Source organism: Corynebacterium sp. BD556 (assembly GCF_038452275.1).
Taxonomy (GTDB): Bacteria; Actinomycetota; Actinomycetes; order Mycobacteriales; family Mycobacteriaceae; genus Corynebacterium; species Corynebacterium mayonis.
The window spans coordinates 565,392-586,831 of record NZ_CP141643.1 but is presented as its reverse complement, the minus strand read 5'-3'; the positions used below and the strand labels follow the sequence as shown (position 1 = coordinate 586,831).

General features: G+C 61.0%; 19 protein-coding genes. 8 read left to right on the top strand and 11 right to left on the bottom strand.

All coding sequences use genetic code 11. The features are described 5' to 3' along the window. The first annotated feature begins 1 nt into the window (after position 1). The gene (gene ilvD, locus VLL26_RS02775; protein WP_342319600.1) at positions 2-1,843 is read left to right on the top strand and encodes a dihydroxy-acid dehydratase; all 1,842 of its coding nucleotides are present in this window, start codon (positions 2-4) and stop codon (positions 1,841-1,843) included. A gap of 72 nt (positions 1,844-1,915) precedes the next feature. Here ilvD and VLL26_RS02770 read toward each other — a convergent pair whose 3' ends face one another. Next, on the bottom strand, positions 1,916-2,791 hold the full coding sequence (locus VLL26_RS02770; RefSeq protein ID WP_342319599.1) for a DoxX family protein: 876 nt from the start codon (positions 2,789-2,791) through the stop codon (positions 1,916-1,918). 116 nt (positions 2,792-2,907) lie between these two features. On the opposite strand from VLL26_RS02770, the gene VLL26_RS02765 reads away from it, so the two are divergent. Further along, positions 2,908-3,981 (top strand): glutathione S-transferase family protein, encoded by a 1,074-nt coding sequence (locus tag VLL26_RS02765; RefSeq protein WP_342319598.1) that lies wholly within the window; start codon positions 2,908-2,910, stop codon positions 3,979-3,981. A gap of 714 nt (positions 3,982-4,695) precedes the next feature. Here the strand turns inward: VLL26_RS02765 and gatB are convergent. The 5 genes from gatB to gatC all read right to left on the bottom strand — a co-directional run bounded on the left by gatB (position 4,696) and on the right by gatC (position 10,391). Then, the gene (gatB, locus tag VLL26_RS02760; RefSeq protein WP_342319597.1) at positions 4,696-6,195 is read right to left on the bottom strand and encodes an Asp-tRNA(Asn)/Glu-tRNA(Gln) amidotransferase subunit GatB; all 1,500 of its coding nucleotides are present in this window, start codon (positions 6,193-6,195) and stop codon (positions 4,696-4,698) included. A gap of 451 nt (positions 6,196-6,646) precedes the next feature. Beyond that, a complete protein-coding gene (locus VLL26_RS02755; RefSeq protein WP_342319596.1) occupies positions 6,647-7,678 on the bottom strand; it encodes a 6-phosphofructokinase in 1,032 nt (343 codons plus the stop codon). A 46-nt stretch (positions 7,679-7,724) separates the two neighbouring features. Next, positions 7,725-8,564, bottom strand: coding sequence for a siderophore-interacting protein (locus VLL26_RS02750; protein WP_342319595.1), 840 nt, complete (start codon positions 8,562-8,564; stop codon positions 7,725-7,727). A 27-nt stretch (positions 8,565-8,591) separates the two neighbouring features. Further along, entirely contained in the window at positions 8,592-10,079 is a 1,488-nt protein-coding gene (gene gatA / locus VLL26_RS02745; RefSeq protein ID WP_342319594.1) for an Asp-tRNA(Asn)/Glu-tRNA(Gln) amidotransferase subunit GatA, read from the bottom strand. Between the two features lie 3 nt (positions 10,080-10,082). Next, complete coding sequence (gatC, locus tag VLL26_RS02740; protein ID WP_342319593.1) at positions 10,083-10,391, bottom strand: Asp-tRNA(Asn)/Glu-tRNA(Gln) amidotransferase subunit GatC; 309 nt, start codon at positions 10,389-10,391, stop codon at positions 10,083-10,085. Positions 10,392-10,520: 129 nt separating this feature from the next. Between gatC and VLL26_RS02735 the strand changes: the two genes are divergently transcribed. The 4 genes from VLL26_RS02735 to VLL26_RS02720 are packed head-to-tail and all read left to right on the top strand — an operon-like array spanning position 10,521 to position 12,998. Then, complete coding sequence (locus VLL26_RS02735) at positions 10,521-11,189, top strand: amino acid-binding ACT domain protein (RefSeq protein WP_342319592.1); 669 nt, start codon at positions 10,521-10,523, stop codon at positions 11,187-11,189. 56 nt (positions 11,190-11,245) lie between these two features. Beyond that, positions 11,246-11,743, top strand: a complete 498-nt coding sequence (locus VLL26_RS02730; RefSeq protein ID WP_342319591.1) for a winged helix-turn-helix domain-containing protein — start codon at positions 11,246-11,248, stop codon at positions 11,741-11,743. Next, the gene (locus tag VLL26_RS02725) at positions 11,743-12,765 is read left to right on the top strand and encodes a serine hydrolase domain-containing protein (RefSeq protein WP_342319590.1); all 1,023 of its coding nucleotides are present in this window, start codon (positions 11,743-11,745) and stop codon (positions 12,763-12,765) included. The genes VLL26_RS02730 and VLL26_RS02725 overlap by 1 nt, the downstream gene beginning before the upstream one ends. Then, a complete protein-coding gene (locus tag VLL26_RS02720) occupies positions 12,762-12,998 on the top strand; it encodes a hypothetical protein (RefSeq protein WP_342319589.1) in 237 nt (78 codons plus the stop codon). The genes VLL26_RS02725 and VLL26_RS02720 overlap by 4 nt, the downstream gene beginning before the upstream one ends. 46 nt (positions 12,999-13,044) lie before the next feature. Here VLL26_RS02720 and ligA read toward each other — a convergent pair whose 3' ends face one another. Beyond that, positions 13,045-15,060 (bottom strand): NAD-dependent DNA ligase LigA, encoded by a 2,016-nt coding sequence (gene ligA / locus VLL26_RS02715; protein WP_342319588.1) that lies wholly within the window; start codon positions 15,058-15,060, stop codon positions 13,045-13,047. A gap of 58 nt (positions 15,061-15,118) precedes the next feature. Here ligA and VLL26_RS02710 point away from each other — a divergent pair, with 58 nt between their 5' ends. After that, positions 15,119-15,790, top strand: a complete 672-nt coding sequence (locus VLL26_RS02710; protein WP_342319587.1) for a 3'-5' exonuclease — start codon at positions 15,119-15,121, stop codon at positions 15,788-15,790. An 8-nt stretch (positions 15,791-15,798) separates the two neighbouring features. Here the strand turns inward: VLL26_RS02710 and VLL26_RS02705 are convergent, their stop codons facing one another. Then, positions 15,799-16,668: a methionine synthase gene (locus tag VLL26_RS02705; protein ID WP_342319586.1), complete on the bottom strand. Its 870-nt coding sequence runs from the start codon at positions 16,666-16,668 to the stop codon at positions 15,799-15,801. A 9-nt stretch (positions 16,669-16,677) separates the two neighbouring features. Continuing rightward, positions 16,678-17,775: a tRNA 2-thiouridine(34) synthase MnmA gene (gene mnmA / locus VLL26_RS02700; protein ID WP_342319585.1), complete on the bottom strand. Its 1,098-nt coding sequence runs from the start codon at positions 17,773-17,775 to the stop codon at positions 16,678-16,680. Between the two features lie 26 nt (positions 17,776-17,801). Here mnmA and VLL26_RS02695 point away from each other — a divergent pair, with 26 nt between their 5' ends. Next, the gene (locus tag VLL26_RS02695) at positions 17,802-18,596 is read left to right on the top strand and encodes a spermidine synthase (protein ID WP_342319584.1); all 795 of its coding nucleotides are present in this window, start codon (positions 17,802-17,804) and stop codon (positions 18,594-18,596) included. A 558-nt stretch (positions 18,597-19,154) separates the two neighbouring features. Here VLL26_RS02695 and VLL26_RS02690 read toward each other — a convergent pair. Both VLL26_RS02690 and VLL26_RS02685 read right to left on the bottom strand, forming a co-directional pair. After that, complete coding sequence (locus VLL26_RS02690) at positions 19,155-20,216, bottom strand: glycoside hydrolase family 25 protein (RefSeq protein ID WP_342319583.1); 1,062 nt, start codon at positions 20,214-20,216, stop codon at positions 19,155-19,157. A gap of 86 nt (positions 20,217-20,302) precedes the next feature. Then, positions 20,303-21,439, bottom strand: a complete 1,137-nt coding sequence (locus VLL26_RS02685; RefSeq protein WP_342319582.1) for a cysteine desulfurase family protein — start codon at positions 21,437-21,439, stop codon at positions 20,303-20,305. Position 21,440 lies beyond the last annotated feature (1 nt).

Below are 21,440 nucleotides of genomic sequence, written 5' to 3'. Positions count from 1 at the left end.
TATGAAGATCCCGCTTCGCTCCCGTGTGACGACAGTTGGCCGCCAGGCGGCTGGCGCCCGCGCCCTGTGGCTCGCCACCGGCACTAAGGAAAACGAGTTCGGCAAACCGATCGTGGCGATCGTCAACTCCTATACCCAGTTCGTTCCAGGCCACGTTCACCTCAAAAACGTCGGCGACATCGTCGCTGAGGCCGTGCGCGCGGCGGGGGGAATCCCGAAAGAGTTCAACACGATCGCCGTTGATGACGGTATCGCGATGGGCCACTCCGGCATGCTTTACTCCCTTCCCTCACGGGAGATCATTTCGGATTCGGTCGAGTACATGGTCAACGCCCACACCGTCGATGCGATGGTGTGCATCTCCAACTGCGACAAAATCACCCCCGGCATGCTCAACGCCGCGCTGCGTTTGAACATCCCAGCAGTGTTCGTCTCCGGCGGCCCAATGGAAGCTGGTAAAGCCATCGCCGTCGACGGAGTTACCAAGCCGAAGTCGGATCTCGTTGATGCGATCGCCCTGTCCGCCGATGAGCGAGTCAGCGACGCTGAACTCGACGAGATTGCCAACAACGCCTGCCCGACCTGCGGCTCCTGCTCCGGAATGTTCACAGCGAACTCGATGAACTGCCTGACGGAGGCGCTTGGCCTATCCTTGCCCGGAAACGGCACCACCTTGGCTACCCACACCGCGCGCCGCGCCCTGTTCGACCGCGCCGGCGAGGCCATTGTGGAGCTGTGCCAGCGCTACTACGGTGAGGGCGACGAGTCGGTCCTCCCGCGCAGTATCGCCTCCGAGAAGGCCTTCCGCAACGCGATGGCTTTAGATATGGCGATGGGCGGATCCACCAACACCATCTTGCACATCCTCGCGGCCGCGCAAGAAGGAGAAATTGACTTCGACTTAGACGATATCGACGAGCTTTCGCACCGCATTCCCTGCTTGTCTAAAGTCGCGCCCAATGGCAACGCCCACGTTGAGGATGTCCACCGCGCTGGCGGGATTCCCGCCATTTTGGGTGAGCTCAACCGTGCCGGACTGCTGCATACCGACGTCCACTCGGTGGCCTACCCAACCCTTGACGCCTGGCTCGCTGATTGGGACATCCGCGGCGGCAGCGCCACCGAAGAAGCGATAGAGCTCTACCACGCCGCCCCCGGCGGACGCCGGACCACGGAAGCTTTTTCCCAATCCGCGCGCTGGTCACAACTTGACACCGACGCAGCCAACGGCGTCATCCACGACGTTGAACACCCCTTCACCTCCGACGGTGGCTTGGTTGTTTTGCGTGGCAACCTCGCCCCTGATGGGGCAATTTTGAAAACCGCGGGCGTGGAGGAGGGCCTGTGGGAGTTCTCCGGACCCGCCCGCGTGGTGGACTCGCAGGAACAGGCTGTCTCCACCATCTTGGCCCGCGAAGTCCAGGAAGGCGAGGTGGTGGTTATCCGCTACGAAGGCCCCGCTGGCGGGCCCGGTATGCAGGAAATGCTGCACCCCACGTCCTTCCTCAAGGGCGCAGGTCTGGGCAAAAAGTGCGCCTTGATCACCGACGGACGTTTCTCCGGCGGCACCTCGGGGCTGTCTATCGGCCACATCTCCCCCGAAGCCGCGCACGGCGGACTGATCGGACTGATCGAAAACGGCGACACCATCAGCATCTCGGTGGCAAACCGGGAGCTGCGTCTCGATGTTCCAGAAGATGAGATTGAGAGGCGTCGTCAAGCAATGAACGCCTCCGAGCGGCCGTGGACCCCGAACCGTAACCGCACAGTCTCCAAGGCGTTGCGGGCCTATGCCAAGATGACTACCAGCGCCGACAAAGGTGCAGTCAGGAAAGTTGACTAGGGCACAAAGAAAACGCGGCGCTGCCTTGAGCAAAGGCTAAACCCCGAGGCTTAGCCTTTGCTTAAGGGTCTTTTACGCACCCCGGGCGCTTTCTGGCCCCGCCCCGAACCACCACAGCAGCACCGCGGCGGCGATGCCGAGAACGGCGAAAATCCAGGAGCTGGCCAGCGGTCGGCGCGCCCAACTGCGGCCAGCATCGACCGCGTAGAAGCCGGGACCGGTGAACTGCACAACAAGGCTGGCACCGACAAGCATGACCGCCAACCAGACGGAGGGATCCCAGTTGAACACGCTTGCGGCCTGACCCGACTGAACAACAGCATGAGCGGCGAGAAACCCTGTCACGGCTGTTGCCACCATCGCCGCGACGGGCAACAGCAAGCCGAGCAGCAAAAACACTCCAGCGGCCAGTTCGAGCGTGGGAAGAACAACGGCCAAAACATCCCCTGCCGGGTATGACCTGAAGGCGTCTTCCAAACCATTAATGCCCTCGGAGCCGCCGAGACGGAAGAAAACCTTGACGGAGTCGAGGATTAAAAAACCACCGAGCAAGAGGCGCAGCAACAACAACCCTAAATCGATCGTGCCACGGCGAGCCGGGGGCGCAGAGGCAACGCTAGCGGATTGCTCAAACCCAGTGTCCGTGGGCTCAACGAGGCTCGGGTCGGGCGCCGCCGCGGACTGCGGGTAGGCACCGACGGTGGCGGGTTCTTGCGAAACAGCGCTTTGGGTTGCATCGCGCGCGATAGCCACCGTCTCGTTCGCGGGTTGGGACACACCTGGTGAGATCTGAGCCCCGGAGGAGGCAAAGACCTCGGTCGGCGCGGCCTTGCCTGTGCGCTGGTAGATGTCTTGCTGTGTTGCATCTCCGGCTGGCTGGTACGCGGGGATGTCCTTTTCCACGCCGAAGTCGTCGGGTGTCACGTCTCGCCTGTTTGTGTCATTCATACAGTTGAATCTATGCGAGGCAAAGACGTTCCACGGGGTTCTGCTTCGGCGTGTCCCCCGGGCAAGCCCAACATTAGTTGTTGACACTTCATCATTTCTTCGCCATGCTAGGAGACATGGATAAAAGCAAATGGAACCAAGCCCCGCAAAATGCCTCCACCGACGGCGCCTTCGAACGTGACACAAACTATATTGAGGACCGGTTTAGCCACAAGGTCGAAGCCGGCTCCGACCCCGCCCCGCGTGGCGACGGCACCTACGACTGGCCCGTCGAGGCCGGCCGCTACCGCCTCATGGCAGCCCGCGCCTGCCCATGGGCACACCGCACCATCATCTCCCGCCGCCTACTCGGACTAGAAGACGCAATCTCCCTGGGCCTAGCCGGGCCCACCCACGACAAGGACTCGTGGGTCTTTGACGTTGACCCGGGCGAAGTCGACCCTGTCACCGGCCTGCACCGCCTGAAGGACGCCTACGAAAACCGCATCCCCGACTACCCGCGAGGAATCACCGTCCCAGCCATCGTCGAGGTGGACGGCAAAGATTCGCGCGTGGCCACCAACTACTTCCGTTACATCCCTGTCGACTTCAACGACGAGTGGCGCCAGTTCCACCGCGAAGGAGCCCCGGACCTCTACCCGGAGGACCTACGCGAGGAAATCGACGAGGTGTCTTCCTACATTTACAAATACGTCAACAACGGCGTGTACCGCTGCGGATTCACCAGCGACCAAGCGGAGTACGAAAAGGCCTACACCGAGCTGTGGACCGCTCTCGACTGGCTTGAGGAGCGCCTGGGCAAGCAACGCTACCTCGTCGGAGAGCACATCACGCTGGCCGATATCTATCTCTACCCCACCTTGATCCGCTTCGACCCCGTCTACGTCGGCCACTTCAAGACCTCCCGCAACCGCATCGAGCAGATGCCCAACCTGCGCGGGTACCTGCAAGAGCTCTATCAGCTCCCCGGCTTCGGCGACACCACCGACTTCACGGAGATCAAGCAGCATTACTACATCACGCACCACGAGATTAACCCCACCGGAGTCGTGCCTGCTGGCCCCGACATGGCGTGGCTGGCCCAACCGCATGACCGTGACCGCTTCGGCGGGGCACCCTACGCGGAAAACGTCACAGCACCGAACCCGGTACGCCCCGGCGAAGAAGTCAAAAACCCGGCGGGTTTCTAAAGGCTAACTTTTCGCAGCGAAAGGCCCTCCCTGGTCCGGAAAACTTGGTGGACCTAACCTCTTGTCCCCCCTAAAAAGACGCAAGATAGAACGATCCACCACAGTTTCCCTCGCCTTCGTCGCGCTCTTTTTCGGCGCGGGCTTCGCCTCCGGGCAGGAAACAATGTGACACGTCCTTGCCTAGGGGACCTGGGAAAAATCTGCTCGATAAGCGCCGGAATGATAATCCTCGTCGGCGCCTCGCCGTTGCAACTCGGATCGTGGTGCCACGCCGACGGACACAGCGCGCCTGACGCCCGAACGTGTCGAAATCAGCGCACTAATCCACGAAATCAACGCTGTTTTGGGACAGCCCTATCAGTTGATTCCATCCAGGGCTCGGCTACCTCGAAATGGCGCTCATCGTAGCAATGGTGGGCTCTTGGCTCAAGGAGAAAACTTCAAGCAAGCCGAACGCCATGACCGACTCCCGGACCATGCAGAAACCTCCCGCACCCCGCCCGCGCCCGAAAAACCTCAGAGGCGAATCCGACCTGGACGAGTCTCGCCTGCTACCGCGTGCAGCAAGGGGGTCTGTGCCGCACTAGAAGCAAATCCCGAAAGTGGTTTTCCCTGCACAAAGCACCCGGGCGACTGCAAGGCCAACAAAACGATCTCCAAAAAAGGTTCCTTCCCCACAGGGGAGGAACCTAAAAGAGAGTCTTTCGGGTGCCGCTAAGACAGCTTCTGCGCGATCAATTTGTTCACCTGGCCCGGATCGGCCTTGCCCTGCGTCGCCTTCATCACGGCACCAACGATAGCTCCGGTGACCTTGGTGTTGCCCGCACGATACTTCTCGACGATATCCGGGTTGGCCGCCAGCGCCTCGTCGACGGCTTTCTCAAGAGCGCCGTCGTCGCGCACGACCTCAAGGCCCCGGTTCGCGACAACCTCGTCGACATTTCCTTCTCCGGCGATGACGCCGTCAATGGCCTGGCGCCCCAACTTTGTTGTCAGCTTGCCCTCTTTAACCAACTCAACCACACGCGCGACATCTACCGGCTCAATGCCTACGGCGTCGAGTTCCTTGCCCAACTCGTTAGCTTTGGCCATGATGTAGGACACCCACCACGCGCGGGCCTCATCGGGCGTCGTGCCCGCCTCGACGGTATCGGCAACCAAGTCGAGCGCACCAGCGTTTACCAGGTCACGGAACTCCTTTTCCGGAAGTTGCCACTCCTTTTGGATGCGCGCGCGACGCACCCACGGCAGCTCCGGCAGAGTCTGGCGGATTTCCTCGACCCACTCCTTCTTCGCAATCACCGGAGGAAGATCCGGATCGTTGAAGTAGCGGTAGTCGCTCGCCTCCTCCTTCGGCCGTCCCTTCGACGTGGTGCCGTCCTTTTCCTGGTAATGGCGAGTCTCTTGAACAATTTCCCCGCCTTCAACCAAGACCTGCGCCTGGCGCATCATCTCAAATCGCACCGCCTGCTCGACGGACTTCAGCGAGTTGATGTTCTTCGTCTCGGTGCGAGTGCCAAACTCCTTTTGCCCGATGGGGCGAAGGGAAACGTTGGCGTCGCAACGCATGGAGCCTTGATCCATGCGCGCATCAGAGACTCCGAGGGCCTTGACTAACTCGCGAAGTGCCGCGACGTAAGCCTTCGCCACCTCGGGAGCACGCTCTTTTGCCCCGATGATGGGCTTAGTCACAATTTCGATAAGCGGTACACCAGCCCGGTTGCAGTCAACCAATGAAGCCGTAGCGCCGGAAATCCGACCGGAGGCGGAGCCCAGGTGTGTGAGCTTGCCCGTGTCCTCCTCCATGTGTGCCCGCTCGATCTCGACGCGCCACTCAGTGCCGTCTTCGAGTTGGACGTCCAGGTAGCCGTCGTAAGCAATTGGCTCGTCATACTGTGAAATCTGGTAGTTCTTCGGCTGATCCGGGTAAAAGTAGTTCTTGCGTGCGAAGCGGGAACGCTCCGCGATGCTGCAGTTGAGGGCTAGGCCGATCTTGATGGCCCACTCGACGCCCTTCGCGTTGACCACAGGCAGCGCACCAGGCAAGCCCAACGAAACTGGATCGATATTGGTGTTCGGTTGAGCGCCGAAGTGAGCGGAAGACGTGGAGAACATTTTCGTTTCCGTGGCGAGTTCGACGTGCACTTCAAGCCCCATAACGGGGTCGAATTTTTCCAGCACCTCGTCGTAATCCATTACGTCATAGGCAGTCATGCGCACCAGTCTAGTGCCCGCCACACCGGGACGTAGCACTCCCCGGCCTATCCATTCACCCGAGATCTGGCCAAAACTATCCGAAAAACTGTTGAATAGTTTTTCCTAATGTAATTCAGGATAGTTGGACATGAGTGCAGTTTCTTGCGCCTTGGACTGCTCGCGTTGCACGTACTCGGTAGGGTGTCTTTCGGGGATGGGCCCCGGCGCCCGGTCCACTGCTGATACTCACATAAGCAGCGCAGACCGGTATCCGGTGCGCGTCGTCGATGGGGGTTCGTCGGCGCACATTCACCGGGTGGGAGGTGGGGAGAAGATGGACGATGCCTGCGTGGCATCCGGCACAAACTACGCTTCGACAGTTTCCTGCGCTTTTCAGCCGTCCATTGCGCGATGAGAGGCGAGCTTTTTCGGCGTGTGCTGGGGTGGGCCTCGCGTCTTAGTAGCACACTTAACCGAACATGATCCGCGCGGCGTCAATACGCCGCTGCGGGACACGCTTTAGGTGTTCGACGGATTCCTCCAAAGTAACTAGCTCAATGTCCTCGCCGCGCAAGGCAACACAGGTGCCGAATTGCCCCGCGTGCGCTGCGCGGGCCGCATGCAGGCCGTAACGTGTGGCCAAAACACGGTCGTAAGCAGTGGGAGTACCGCCGCGCTGAATGTGTCCGAGCACAGTGGTACGCACGTCGTAGCCTAGGCGCTCTTTGATCTCGTCGGCGATGATCTGTCCCATTCCGTTAAATGTGACATGGCCGAACTGATCTTCCTCACCAAGGCTTGCGTCCATCGTCCCTTCCCGTGGCACGGCACCCTCAGCGACGACGACAATGCCGTATTTCTCTCCCATCTGAAAGCGGCGCTCCATCGCCTTGCAAATATCAGCGATGTCGAAAGGCTCCTCCGGGATCACGGTATAGTGCGCTCCCCCGGCCATGCCGGCGTGCAGCGCGATCCACCCGACATGTCGGCCCATGACCTCGACGATGAGGATACGGTTGTGGGACTCGGCTGTGGTGTGGAGCCTGTCGATCGCGTCGGTGGCCACGGACACAGCCGTGTCGAACCCAAAGGTGTAATCGGTGGCGTCGACATCGTTGTCGATAGTCTTTGGCACGCCGACGACCGGGATACCGTTGTCAGAAAGCCACTTCGCGCCCTTGAGGGTGCCTTCTCCGCCGATCGCAATGAGGGCATCGACTTCAGCGTCGGCCAGATTTTCCTTAATCTGCTCTAGGCCAGCTTTGAACTTATCTGGGTGCAGCCGCCCCGTGCCGAGGATCGTTCCGCCCCTCAGGAGGATGGAGTCGATGAATGCGTCGTCGTAAAGGTCCATCCTGCGGTCTTCCATCAGCCCAACCCAGCCGTCGAGGTAGCCCACGACGGTTGAGCCGAACTCGGCGCTGGAGGTGCGGACGATCCCCCGGATGACGGCGTTGAGTCCTGGGCAGTCGCCGCCAGAGGTCAAAGTGGCAAGTCGCATGGACACCACTTTATCCTCGCTCTCGGCCACCTTCCACGGAAGGTGCTCACAGACCTTCCCGGGCTTCGAGTAACTCCATCTCCGCAACGAACTCGCGTTTCGACGCTTGCCAGTCGTCTTCGGTCATCCCCAAACGCCAGTACCCGGAAATGGAGACGTCCTTTTTCTCCACTTCGTTTTCAATAAAGAGGAAGCGGCGCATTTCCTTGACCATTTCCGCGACACCGTGGATGAACCAGCCGGTTGGCTTGTCGGGGATCCCTGCGTCGCGCACAGCCTGCGCCAAGGCCGTGCCGTGTAGCGCATTGTCGCGGTAGATCCAGCGCATGTTCACCCCCTCGCCGTGCGGCATCTCAAATTCGGCTCCGGCGCCGGAGATTTCCACGTAAACATCTGCGGTCGCGCCCGGCGGAAGCTTCTCAACACCCGCTGCAATCGCTGGTGCTGCAGTCTCATCACCCACAAAAACGAAGTGGGAGTAGATCTTTTCGGGGTGCCATGCGCCTCCTGGTCCAACAAAGGCGATGACGTCTCCGATTTCGGCACGGCTCGCCCACGAGCTGGCCAGTCCGGTGGTTGAGTGGACGACGAAGTCTATGTCCATGTCCCCGCTTTCCACGTCCACCCGGCGCAAAGTGTACGTCCTAGTGACGGGGTGGAGATGGCGCGGCCGGGTCGCGCGGATGTCGGCTAAGTCGAAGGGCCACGAGTAGTCGGCTTCTTCGGGGACGAACAGAAACTTGATGTAGTGGTCCGTGTGCGCCAGCTTCTGACCTTTGAGGCCTGGAGCGTTGAGCGACAGCCGGATCATTTCCGGGGAGAGCTGGACTTTATTAGTCACCCTCGCTTCGCTGGCACGTCGGACGGGTCGGGACGGATTGGTCATGCAGGTAAGCCTAACCTATCCTGCCCCTTATGCGTTCAGACCCGCCTCGAAGGCCGCGCCGACACGGTACAAACGGTCGTCCGCGAATGCCGGTGCGATGAGCTGCAAACCCACCGGCATATTTGTGTCCTCGGCCTGACCCGCAGGCACCGACATGCCAGGCAGGCCGGCAAGGTTTAACGGCAAAGTAAACAGGTCGAAGTTATACATAGCCAAGGGGTCATCGACCTTCTCACCGAGCTTAAAGGCGGTTTGCGGAGCTGTCGGCCCAGCAATCACATCCACTTTTTCGAAGGCACGCTCGAAGTCGCGGGCGATAAGCGTGCGTACGCGCTGGGCCTGCAAGTAGTAGGCATCGTAGTAGCCAACAGACAGCGCATAGGTGCCCAGCAGGATACGACGCTTGGCTTCGGAGCCGAAACCTGTGCCGCGGGTTTGGGCCATGACCTGCTCGGCGGAACGAGTGCCGTCGTCTCCTACGCGCAGGCCGTAACGCATGCCATCGAAGCGGGCCAAGTTAGAGGAAACCTCGGACATCTGGATGATGTAATAAGCGCCCATCACGTCGTCGAAACTCGGACAATCAACCTCGACAATCTCCGCTCCCTGGCGCTGGAGCTGAGCAAAGGCGGCGTTGATAACTTTGCTCACACCCTCTTGGGTGCCCGGACGGTCGAACTGCTTAATGCGACCGATTCGCACACCGCTGAGGTCGCCCGAAGCACCCTCGCGCGCCGCGGCAACAACAGGGGCAACCTCACGCTCGACGGAGGTCGCGTCAAATTCATCGTGCCCAGCGATGATCTCGTGGAGCAGCGCCGTGTCCAAGACGTTGTTGGCGCAGGGGCCTACCTGATCGAGGGAGGAAGCGCAGGCGATCACGCCGTAGCGCGAGACGGCGCCGTAGGTCGGCTTAACACCGACGGTGCCGGTCAACGACGCGGGTTGGCGGATGGAACCACCCGTATCTGTGCCGATACCGAGCGGTGCTTGACCGGAGGCGAGGGCTGCGGCGGTACCGCCACCGGAGCCACCCGGGGTTCTTTCAAGATCGTGCGGGTTTTTGGTGTTCTTGTATGCGGAGTTCTCCGTCGAAGATCCCATGGCGAACTCGTCAAGGTTCGTCTTGCCCAAAATGGGGATACCAGCTTCACGCAGACGAGTAACCACCGTGGCGTCGTAGGGGCTCATGTAGCCTTCGAGAATCTTCGAGGCGGCCGTGGTGGGGGCGTCGGTAGTAACTAGCAGATCTTTCAGCGCGAGGGGCACTCCTGCTAGGGCGGAGGCGGGCTTGTTTCCCGCCTTGACCTGAGCGTCGACCTCATCGGCTGCGGCGAGAGCCGCTTCGGCGCCGACATGGAGGAAAGCGCCGAGCGTTTGGTCTGTCGCCGCGATCCGGTCGAGGAATGCCTGAGTGACCTCGCGTGAGGTTAACTCGCCGGTTTGAATCTTCTCGGCGAGGACGTGGGCAGGCAAACTGATGAGTCCTTCGGCGGGCATCGTGTAACCGGTCATGATTTACTCGCCTTCTCCTAGAATCTGCGGCACAACAAAACGTTCGTCTTCCACTGCGGGAGCCTGGTCGAGCGCTTGTTGTTGTGTCAGGGTCTTCTTTTCCACGTCGGGGCGCATGCCGGCGTCGATGGAGTGCGGGTGGCTCATCGGTTCGACACCTTCGGTGTTGACGCTTTGGACCTTGGAGACCGCGTCGACGATCTCATCGAGTTGGGCCGCGAGCTGGTCGAGCTCACTTTCGGCCATAGAGATCCTGGCAAGTCGTGCGATGTGGGCGACCTCATCGCGGGAGATCCCTGAAGTTTCAGACAATGCAAATCCAATCTTCGGCGGTGTGCAACCTAAAAACGACACCATCTTAAACCACGGCCTCCGCGCGCCGGGCGTGACGGGCAGCGAGTGGGGGCGAGTGCGCGTAGCCCCCGGTGATATAAATAGCTCATGTCCTATTTGATCCGCGTGACCCTTCCCGATACCCCGGGCAGCCTCGGCGAGCTCGCTGAGGCACTGGGAATGATCGATGCTGACATCCGCTCCGTGGACATCGTACAATCGGACAGCAACGGCGAGGTCACGGACGACATCGTGGTCGAGCTTCCTACCGGCACGCTTGTCGACGCCCTCATTACCGCCGCCGCCAGCGTCGACGGCGTGGAAGTAGACAGCATCCGTCCCTTCACCGGGCGGGTGGATCGACGCGGGCAGATCGAGATGCTCGCCCGGATCGCTTCGCAGACAAAAAACGTCCACTCCGCGATGGAGGAGCTTGTCTCCGTCATGCCCCAGGCGATGACCTCCTCGTGGGCTGTTGCATTGGAAGACACCGGAGAAGGTTTGGTGCGCGTCGCCGCCTCCCAGGCAGCTCCGGGCGACGACGGATCCTCGCCGGTCATGCACGGTGTCGACGCCGCTCGTATTTTGCAACCTGAGTCTGATGACTGGGTGCCTCAGCCGTGGTGGCTGCTGGACACAACCCTTGCTGCGTGCCCTTTGACCGGCACGAACATGGTGCTGATCGTCGGAAGGATCGGCGGCCCGGATTTTTTGGCTTCCGAGGTCAAGCAAGTGGGCGATTTGGGAACGATCATCGGGGCGATGCTGCGGAAATGAAATTTGACAACACCCCACCATTGTCAACTTTTTAAAATTCTGGAATTATAGAGTGTATGGATCTTACACTCCTTGATCGCCTGAGCACGCTCGAAGAACGCGTCGACAAGCTAGAAAAACAACTCCTCCACTCCCCTCCCTCCCTCGTCGAGGGTCTGCCCGACATCATCTCCCCCATCAATAACAACCCCGAACTGCCAGACGGCGCCGTAACCTTCGGCGGATCCGTGGCCGTGGGCAAACAGATCGCCACGTACCAATGGGCACGACCCACCCACTGGATCACCGACAACACATGGGAAGAACAAATCGGCCGCATCGCTGCCCTCGCCCACCCCGTCCGCGGCGAAATCCTGCGGTACGTACTGTGCGATCCCGCGACAGCAGCCAAACTAGTCTCAGCCGGAGTAGTCTCCTCAATGGGAACCGCCTACCACCACCTCAACGAGCTGCAAGCCGGCGGCTGGGTAACCAAAGCCAACGGCGCATACTCCGTGCCCCCATCCCGCGTGATCGCCCTAATGACAATCATCACCGCAGCGGAGGCACACTGATGAAACAGGCAATCATCGGCGCCGCGGCCGGCCTGGCCACCGCTGGCATACTCCTCGCTTTCGGGCCACTTCCCCTTAACCTATCTAGCGAATCCACCGGCTCAGAAACAATCTCGGCTACCCTCACCGACGAAGCCGCCAAAGGCCACCACGACCTTACTGCATTCATCTACGACAACGGCGAGGTCACCTTCGGCGGGCTGGGCGCCGATGAACACACCGAAGTCGAGATCGGCTCGCTGACAAAGACGTTCAACGCGGAGCTCGTGCGCCAACTCGTGGAGGAAAAACAGCTCACTGTTGAAACCACCGTCGGTGAACTCTACGAGGTCAACGACACCCCCATCGCCGACGTCACCATCGGCGAACTGCTAAACCACACCGCGGGCCTTGACACCATCGAATCCATCACCACAGTCGAACTGCTCACCGCCCGAGTGCGCGACGGCGGCAACCCCTACCGCCGCGACACCCCACAACAAATCTTGGACTCCGCCAAGGACGCAACGCTCAAAGGCCGTGGCGAGTACAACTACTCGAATTACAGCCAAGCGTTGCTCGGCCAGTTGCTCGCCTTGCACACCGGCAGCTCCTACGAAGCGATGCTGCGCACCCGGATCTTCGAGCCCGCCGGGATGAGCGAGACTTACCTTGCCGCACCGGGCACTGTCGACGACGCCCCGCGCGGCCGCAGAACCGATGGGCGTGCAGCAAAGCCCTGGGACATGGACGGTTGGGCGCCGGCCGGCGCGATCCGCTCCACAGCCACCGACATGGCAAAGTACGTTGCGTGGGTCGCAGACCACGGCAGGCCCGACGACGGCTGGCTCGAGCGGGAAATTGACGGCACAGAATACCCCTACCACAACGGCGGGACCGGGGGCTTTAGCACAGTCATCGTGTGGGATCCGGCAGACCCGAAGCGCGCGGCTTTCGTCGCCGGCAATACACCCTTGGGTGTGGAGGTTATCGGTGCAGCCTTGCTTCGCACCCCAGGCACAGGGAAGGAAAACAAACCATGATCCAAGTGATAATCATGCTGCTCATGCTCACGCTCACTGCAGTAACCGTTGCGCGCCGGAAACTCACACCAGGCAAGGAACTGTTCAACACAGCCGTGACCGCGGGAGTATTAATCCTCGTCTCCCAGACAACCCCGTGGAACACGGCGCTTCCTTACCTCCTGTGGCTGGCCATAGCCGCCGCGGCAGCAGTGCTGGTGGGCATCAGCGCAGCGCGACTCGCCTCCGCCTAACACCAGGGCCCGCTCTACACCGTGCCCGTTCTACACCGTGCCCGTTCTACACCGTGCCCGTTTCCAGAAGCTGAATGAACTCCTGCTCATTCAAGACGCGCACGCCCAACTCCTCGGCTTTGGCTGCCTTGGACCCGGGCTTTTCACCCACAACAACATAGTCGGTGTTTTTCGACACCGACCCGGCAGCCTTCCCGCCGCGCGACAGGATCGCTTCTTTCACCTCATCGCGGGTGAAATTTTCGAGTTTTCCAGTCGCAACCACCGTCAAACCCTCCAAAGTAAGCGAAGTTGCTTGCTCGTTGGAATCCTGCATGCTCACCCCAGCCTCACGCCACTTACGCACGATTTCTCGGTGCCAATCCACCTCGAACCAGTCCTTAAAAGACTCGGCAATAACCATACCGACGCCATCAGTTTCGGCCAAATCGTTAACGGGGGCGTCGACAAGCGCGTCCATGCTCTTGTAGCGCGCAGCGAGCGCGCGAGCGGCAGTGGGCCCAACGTGGCGGATCGACAAAGCGACGATCACACGCCACAAATCGGTCTCACGGACAGTAGCGAGGTTATCCAAAAGCTTGCGCCCGCTGGAGTTCACTTTGCCTGCCTTATTCGTATACAACTCCGAGAGCTCAAGTCGATCCTCCGTCAGGTCAAAAAGATCACCCTCGTCAGCAAGGATGCCCCGGCTCGTCAAATCAATCGCACCCTTCTCACCGAGCGCCTCAATATCGAAAGCTCCACGACCAGCAAGGTACTTCAGCCGTTGCGCTAGCTGCGCCGGGCAGGAACGGGTATTGGGGCAGCGCCAGTCGGCGTCACCCTCGCGTGCCGGCGCAAGTTTCGTTCCACAACTCGGGCAGTTGTCCGGAAAAATGAATTCACGCTCGGTGCCGTCGCGAAGGTCAGCGACAGGACCCAACACCTCGGGGATGATCTCACCAGCCTTGCGCACAACCACAGTGTCACCAATGAGCACACCCTTGCGCTTGACCTCGTCTGGATTATGCAAAGTAGCCAAGGACACTGTTGACCCTGACACCAGCACTGGCTTGAGAATCGCAAACGGAGTTGCGCGCCCCGTGCGCCCCACAGATACCTGGATGTCAAGCAAGGTCGTGGTGACCTCCTCCGGCGGGTACTTGTAGGCGATCGCCCATCGCGGCGCCCGCGATGTCGCGCCGAGGCGGCGCTGCTGCTCGACGTTGTCTACCTTTATCACCAGCCCATCCGTTTCGTGGATAGCATCATGGCGGTGCTCCGCCCAATAAGCAACCGCCTCGTGGACCTCGTCCGCGGTCTCAGCGCGGCGGGTGTACTCCGAGACGGGCAACCCCCAACTCTTGAGCTTTTCATAAGCCTCATACTGAGTCTGCGGCTCAAAACCCTCGCGGGCACCGATGCCGTGGCAAATCATGCGCAGCTTGCGCTTCTTTACATCCTCCGGGTTCTTCTGACGCAAACCTCCCGCCGCGGTATTGCGAGGGTTAGCGAAAGGTTTGCCGCCTTCCTTCTGGCGCAGCTCGTTGAGCGCAGGGAAATCCTCGGGGCGAATAAACACCTCGCCGCGCACCTCAAGAAGCGGCGGGAAATCACCCTTTAGCTTGTGCGGGATGTCTGGAATGACCCTGGCGTTGTCGGTGATGTCCTCGCCCACCGTGCCGTCACCGCGCGTCGCGGCGCGGATGAGCAAGCCATTTTCAAAAACCAAGTCAATCGAAAGCCCATCAATTTTAAGCTCCGTCAAATAAGGACCGGGAGTTTTGTCCAACCAATGCGCAAGCTCCTCGCGGGAAAAGACATTATCGAGACTCATCATGCGCTCAAGGTGAGCCACGTCCGCGAACGCACTCGACGTTGGTGCACCTACCTGCAAGGTCGGTGAATCCGGTACCACCAATTCCGGGTGGTCCTTTTCCAGCTTTTGCAAAGACTGGTACAGCAAGTCGAATTCGGCGTCCGAAATCACCGGCTGAGCGTTGTAGTAAAGGTTTCTGTGATGGCGCACCTTGTCGGCAAGTTCTTCCCACTGGCGTCGAAGATCAGGCGAGATGTCAGTCATGCCTTTAAAGCTTAGCGACCCGCCCGACATGTGTACCCCACCAACTAAAATACGGCTCATGGCCACCTTCGACGCCTCACGCATGCTTTCTTTCGACCTCGAGACAACCTCTACTGATCCCGCCACAGCGCGCATCGTCACCTCGGCGCTCGTGCTTATCGACGGCCCCGAGGTTTCCTTCACCGAAGACCTCGCCGATCCCGGTGTGGACATCCCCGAAGCTGCCGCGAAGATCCACGGGATCACCACGCAGAAAGCCCGCGCTGAGGGCCGCCCGCACGAGGAGGTGCTGAACAAAACGGTCGACAGCATCAAAAAGGGGTGGGATGACGGCCTGACCTTAATCGTGTTCAACGCTCCCTACGATCTTTCGGTGCTGCGCGCCCTAACGGGCGATTTCACTGTCACCGGCCCCGTCTACGACCCCTTGGTAATCGACCGCGCCAAGGACCGCCGCCGCCGCGGTAAGCGCACCCTGACCGATATGGCTGCCCACTACGGGGTGCGCTTGGACAACGCACACGAGGCGACCGCCGATGCGATGGCGGCAGCCCGTATCGCCTGGAAGCAGGTGCGTGTGTGGCCGGAGTTAGCGCAGATGGACGTCGGGGAGCTGATGGAGTATCAGGCCGTCGAGTTCTACAACAACGCTTTAGGGTTAAAGAAGTATTTTCAGGGCCAGGGCCGGGACGTGAGCGACTTCAACCTGTCCTGGCCCATGATTGGTTAGGTTCGTGTTCACAGCAAGCCCTCGGACATCTCGCGGGCCTGTTTGTAGTTGCTGGCGGCGCCGACAAGAGTGGTGGCGGGCCGCGCCCACACATCGATGTTGACGCTGGCGGGATCGATCTGGACGTCATCGAAAAAGCGCCACAACTGCGACGGCTCAACTGGGGCCACCGCCAAGCGAGTACCGCCTTCGATAAGTCGTGCCAGGGCATCCTTTTGCTGGGTCTGGGTGGCTGCCGCCACATCGACAGTGAGCCAGTCAGTTTCCACCAGTGCATCGGTGTGTAGGAGGAAATCGCCGAACGGTTCGAGGCGCTCCAATGGCTCCGGAACTGCCGGAATGTCGTGGTAACGGGTGGCGCCGCGCAGCTCGCCGCGCATCACTTGGCCAAGTCTCGGCTCGTCGAGCTGGAGCACGGTTCGTGCGCTGAAGCGGCGGGCCACGTCCTGAAGGTGCTCATTGACGGCCTCGGCCAGCGCTTCGGTGATGTCGCGCAACGCTCCCGGGTCCGTGATCATGCGGTGGCCGTTTTTCATCTCCACCTCTGCAGCGAGCGTCCACGGCCCCACCACCTGCACCTTCAACGTATCCACCTTGCCCCAGTAGCCTTCTAACTCGTCCAAGTCTCGTGGCATGTGGTCGCGCACCGTGCGGTGCTGGCTGGACACGCGCCACCCGCGGGGGCCGCGGTCGATGGGGATGGGGACAAGCGCGGCGGTGCGTCCGATCGCATCGAAGCCGATTCCGCGGGCGGGTAGCTGCGGGAGATGCGGCAACGGGGATTCGCTAATGACCACGTCCGCGGCCTGCCGCAGGTCCGTTCCGGGCAGCTCCCCTAAGCCGAATGCGGTGGAACCTGACGTGGGTATTGACGCCATGACTGCAGATTACCCGTGTGCTTTGTTGTCTCGTCGCGCGAGAATGGTTCCAGATCCGAGCACTATGTCTCCGCGCCCATCCGGGTCCGGCAGGTAGATCACTGCGGCCTGGCCGGGAGCGACACCTTCGAGCGGCTCATGCAAGGCAAGCACCATCTCATCGCCTTCGATCGTGGCGCGACAGCCCACCACACCACCGTGGGCGCGCACCTGCACGAGCGCTTCAAAGGTGCCGCTCATCGCCTCATGCAAGACCTTGAGCCGGTCGGCGCGGATCTCATGGACTTTCAGCGCCTCGCGCGGACCTACGGTCACATCCCCTGTTTCGGCGTCGATGGCAGTGACGTAGCGCGGTTTGCCGTCGGCGGCGGGTTCACGCAAGTCCAGGCCGCGGCGTTGCCCGATCGTGTACTGGAACGCCCCGTCGTGGGTTTTGAGTGTCGTGCCGTCTTGATCGCGGATGAGGCCCGGACGCATGCCGATACTTTTGCCCAAAAACGCCTGGGTGTTGCCGTCAGGAATGAAACAGATGTCGTAGGAATCGGGCTTGTGGGCCGTGGCGAAGCCGTGGCGGGCTGCCTCCGCGCGGATCTGGGGCTTTTCGGTGTCGCCGACTGGGAATATGCAGGAGTCGAGCTCGCGGCGGTTGAGCACTCCGAGGACGTAGGACTGGTCTTTGTTCGGGTCTGTGGAGCGCCGTAAGTTGCCTTCGCTGTCGACGATGGCGTAGTGGCCGGTGGCTACTGCGTCGAAACCCAGGGCTAGAGCGCGTTCCAACAAGGCTGCAAACTTAATTTTCTCGTTGCACCTCAAACATGGGTTGGGGGTTTCGCCGTGTTGGTAGGACCAGACGAAGTTGTCAATGACTTCTTCTTGGAAGCGCTCTGAGAAGTCCCACACGTAGAAGGGAATGCCCAACTTGTCGCAGACGCGCCGTGCGTCAGCTGAGTCCTCCAAGGAGCAGCAGCCGCGCGCTGTTTCCCGGGTGGCTTGGGCGTCGCGCGACAGGGCTAGGTGGACACCGACGACGTCGTGGCCGGCTTCGACAAGTCGAGCGGCCGCCACGGAACTGTCGACTCCCCCGCTCATAGCAACCAAAACGCGCATACCGCGGCAGTGTACTCTCGCTGTCCATGGCCTCACAAAGCGAGTTCCATGAGATCGACACAGGTGTCGCCGAAATCTTCACTGAACCCGACGGCTCCATGGTTCTACTGGTCAACGGGGTGCCAAGCTCGCACGTTGTGCCAGGCGACCCGCTTCGCCTCGATTTTGAGTACATGCGCTGGATTGCCTCTTTCCTCGACCACGAAACCACCTTCGACAAACCGCGCCTGACGCATCTCGGCGGCGGCGCCTGCACACTGGCGCGCTACTTTGCGGCAGCGTGGACTGGCAGCCGGAACACGGTGGTTGAAATCGACTCTAAGCTTGCCGTTCTTGCACGCGAGCTGTTCGACGTTCCTCGGGCCCCGGCTGTCAAAATTAGGGTCGGCGACGCCCGCGAAGAAACCTTCGGGTTTAAACCCGCCACCCGCGATGTGATAATCCGGGACGTGTTCAGCTCCGCGCTGACCCCGCGGAGCCTAACCACAGTGGAGTTTTACGCGGCGGCGAAGTTGAGTTTGAGCAACAACGGCGTCTACGTGGCCAACTGTGGCTCGCACAGCGACCTGAAGGAAGCGCGTGAGGAATTGGCGGGAATGGTTGAAGTGTGGCCGTACGTGGGTGTCATCGCAGATCCTCCCATGCTAAAAGGTCGCCGTTATGGAAACCTTGTGCTCATCGGTGCCAACCACCCGGTAGAAGCGAGCCCCCCACTGACCCGTGACCTGCTTAAAGGGGCTGTGCCCGCTCATCTCAAGTCCATGCAGTGGGTGCGCGATCTTTTGCGCCGGGCACCGGCGCTAGCACGCCACGATCCTTAACAATTCCGTGGTTTGGAAGGCGGCTGCGGTTGGAAAGCTGACCCGATAGGAGCCGCGAGCGACGTGGTTGACGGTGCGGTCTCGATTCGACGCCGCGCTGGATTTGTGGGCGAGATACGTCTTCAGAGCTGTCGTTGCGGATTATTCACCGCAGCGTACGGACGTCGGGCTCGATTCTGAACTGCGCGCGGTTGACGTCGCTAAATCGCAGCGCTACTTCGGTGGGCACGTGGGCTGCGCTGTGAAAAAAGCGGCAGGATCTGCGCCCCACGCCAACCAGTGTGGAGGTTGGCAAGCCAACTCTGCCATGAACGATAAGATGCGCTCTTGCGCTTTGTGGGTTGGCAGTTGAGCTAAGTAAGGCCGAGATCTGCGACGCTGAACTGCGCCATCGCTACAGCAACACCCGCGCAGCCGGGGAGCAAACAGACGCGGGCGCTACCGGTACAACCATGTGCAACTTCACTCGTGGATGGGAAATAGCCCGAGGATTTCAGGCGAGCACGTCAACGCCGCGAGATAATCCCCCTCGGGGCTTATCTCGCGGTTGCCACAAAGTTAGGCGGAGGCGTTGTGAAGCAGGATTAGCAGGTCACCGACGGAGTAGTCGCCGATCATCATCGTGCGCAGGTCCTCGACGGGCAGCTCACCGCTGGCAACCAAATCGCGCACGGAGTTGGTGATGTTCTCAGCGTCAAAGTTGTTAAATCCCACCTGCTCGGCCGCCTGAGCAAGTTGCGGCGCGGCGAGGATACCGGCTGCAAGAGCGAGGATGGCCACCACCAGGGCGGTGTTATCTTGGGCCAAAACTGCCAGTTCTCCCGACTCGGGTGCCTGGAAGCTCTCGAGGACTCCGCCACCGGCGGTGAGGTCGCCACCGACGAAGTTGTGGAAGGCGCTGATGTCGCCGTTGAAGATGTTGTGGTCAACCGGGGTGCTGACTCCGGCGATGCGTCCGGCGTCGCTGCGCTGCCATACCGAAACTTTGTCCCAGCCGCCGACTGGGCGCGGAGCTTGGTTTTGGTAGGCGGCCAGCCACAACGGGTAGCCGGTGAAAGCGTTGGTGTTGTTCATGCGCTCGTACCAGAAGTAGCGGTAGGTATACACCATGGGCTTTTTGCCTGTGGCGCGCTCGACTTCGGTCAGGAAGGTCTGTGTCCATACGGCGAGGGCCGCGGGGTTGAGACCTTCGTCGACTTCGAGGTCGAGAACGGGTGGGAGATTGAGCTCTGGGCCTGCGTTGATTGCGGCGGCGAAGTCGTGAGCTTGGGCCACCGGATCCTTGGCGGGGCGGGCATAGTGGTAGGCGCCTACGGCGAGTCCTGCCTCGCGGGCAAGGCGGGCGTCTTCGTCGTAGTAGACGTTTTTCCAGCCCACTCCTTCCGTCGCCTTGACGAAGGCGAAGTGCTGGCCGCCGGGCCCGGCGACGGTCCGCCAGTCGATCTGGCGTCCGTCTGGGCGCTGGTGTCCTGCGACATCAACGCCTTGGACGAGGTCGGCGATGGGTTGTGCTCCGGCGTTGGTGTTACGGGTTGGGCTGAAGGGAACGGCGACTGCCAAGGCGGTTGCTACAAGGGCCGCAACGAGGGCGGCGGTGATGGTCTGAACTTTGTGGTTCATGTGCATGGTAGGCAGTGTAACCCAGTTTTCAACTTAAACAACACCTAACACACAAACAACATAAATCACACTAGTAACATGGGGTGCTAGAGGGCGCCGGCGACCCGAGCCCGTTCAACAATCGCGGGCAGCTCGCGGATGAGAAAGTCCACCTCCTCTTCGGTCGTCGTGCGGCCCAGCGTTAAACGCAGCGCCCCCATCCCCTCGCGCGTGCCTACCCCCATCGCATCAAGCACGTGACTCATTCGGCTTACCCCAGCCGAGCATGCAGAGCCCGTTGAGGCTTCGATTCCTTTGCTGTCGAGCAGCATGATCATTGCGTCGCCGCTCGCCCCAGGGAACAAAAAGTGCACGTGGCCTGGCAGCACGTTGCCGTCAACGGTCACGGTAGTCTCCGGCACGTTCTCAATGATGCCGCGAATCAGCTTCGTGCGAAGCTTGTCGACGACCTCCCGCTCCCCCTCCATCTCCTCTACTGCCTCCGCCAAAGCCACCGCTGTCGCCACCGCCGAAGCGACATCGACGGTGCCCGAGCGAATGCCGCGCTCCTGCCCGCCCCCAATAATCAACGGCAGTGGGGCCGGGGATCGTTTGGCCAAAAGGATGCCGGTGCCACGCGGCCCACCGAACTTATGTGCCGAAGCAGCGAGCGTGGTCACCCCAAGGGCGTGGAAATCGACGGGGATTTTCCCCACGGCCTGGACGGCGTCGACGTGGAAGGCTGTGCCTACCCGCGAAGCGCGCTCCGCAAGCTCAGCCACCGGCTGCACCACACCCGTCTCATTGTTAGCCAGCATGCACGTCGCTACCGCCGCCGGCTCATCAAGGACGGCGGCATCCGCGACGACACCGTCGGAACCCACCGGAAGCCACTTCACCTCTGCGCCTTCCTCGGCACCGAGGGACTTCACCGTTTCCAGCACGGCAGCGTGCTCAATCGGTGAGGACACCACCCGGGTCAGGCCACTGGACTTGACCGCTGTGCGATAAAGGCCGCGGATAGCCACATTGTCGGCCTCAGTGCCGGAGCTAACAAAGATCACTTCTGTTGGTTGCGCTCCCAGCGCCGCGGCGATTGATTCGCGAGCGTCCGTCAGTGCGCAGTTCGCAGCACGGCCCGATTTGTACTGCCCACCGGGGTTGAGGGCTCCTGCGTGCTCCACCCAAGCGTCGATGGCGCTTTGCCTCATCGGAGTGGTCGCGGCGTGATCGAAATATGCCATG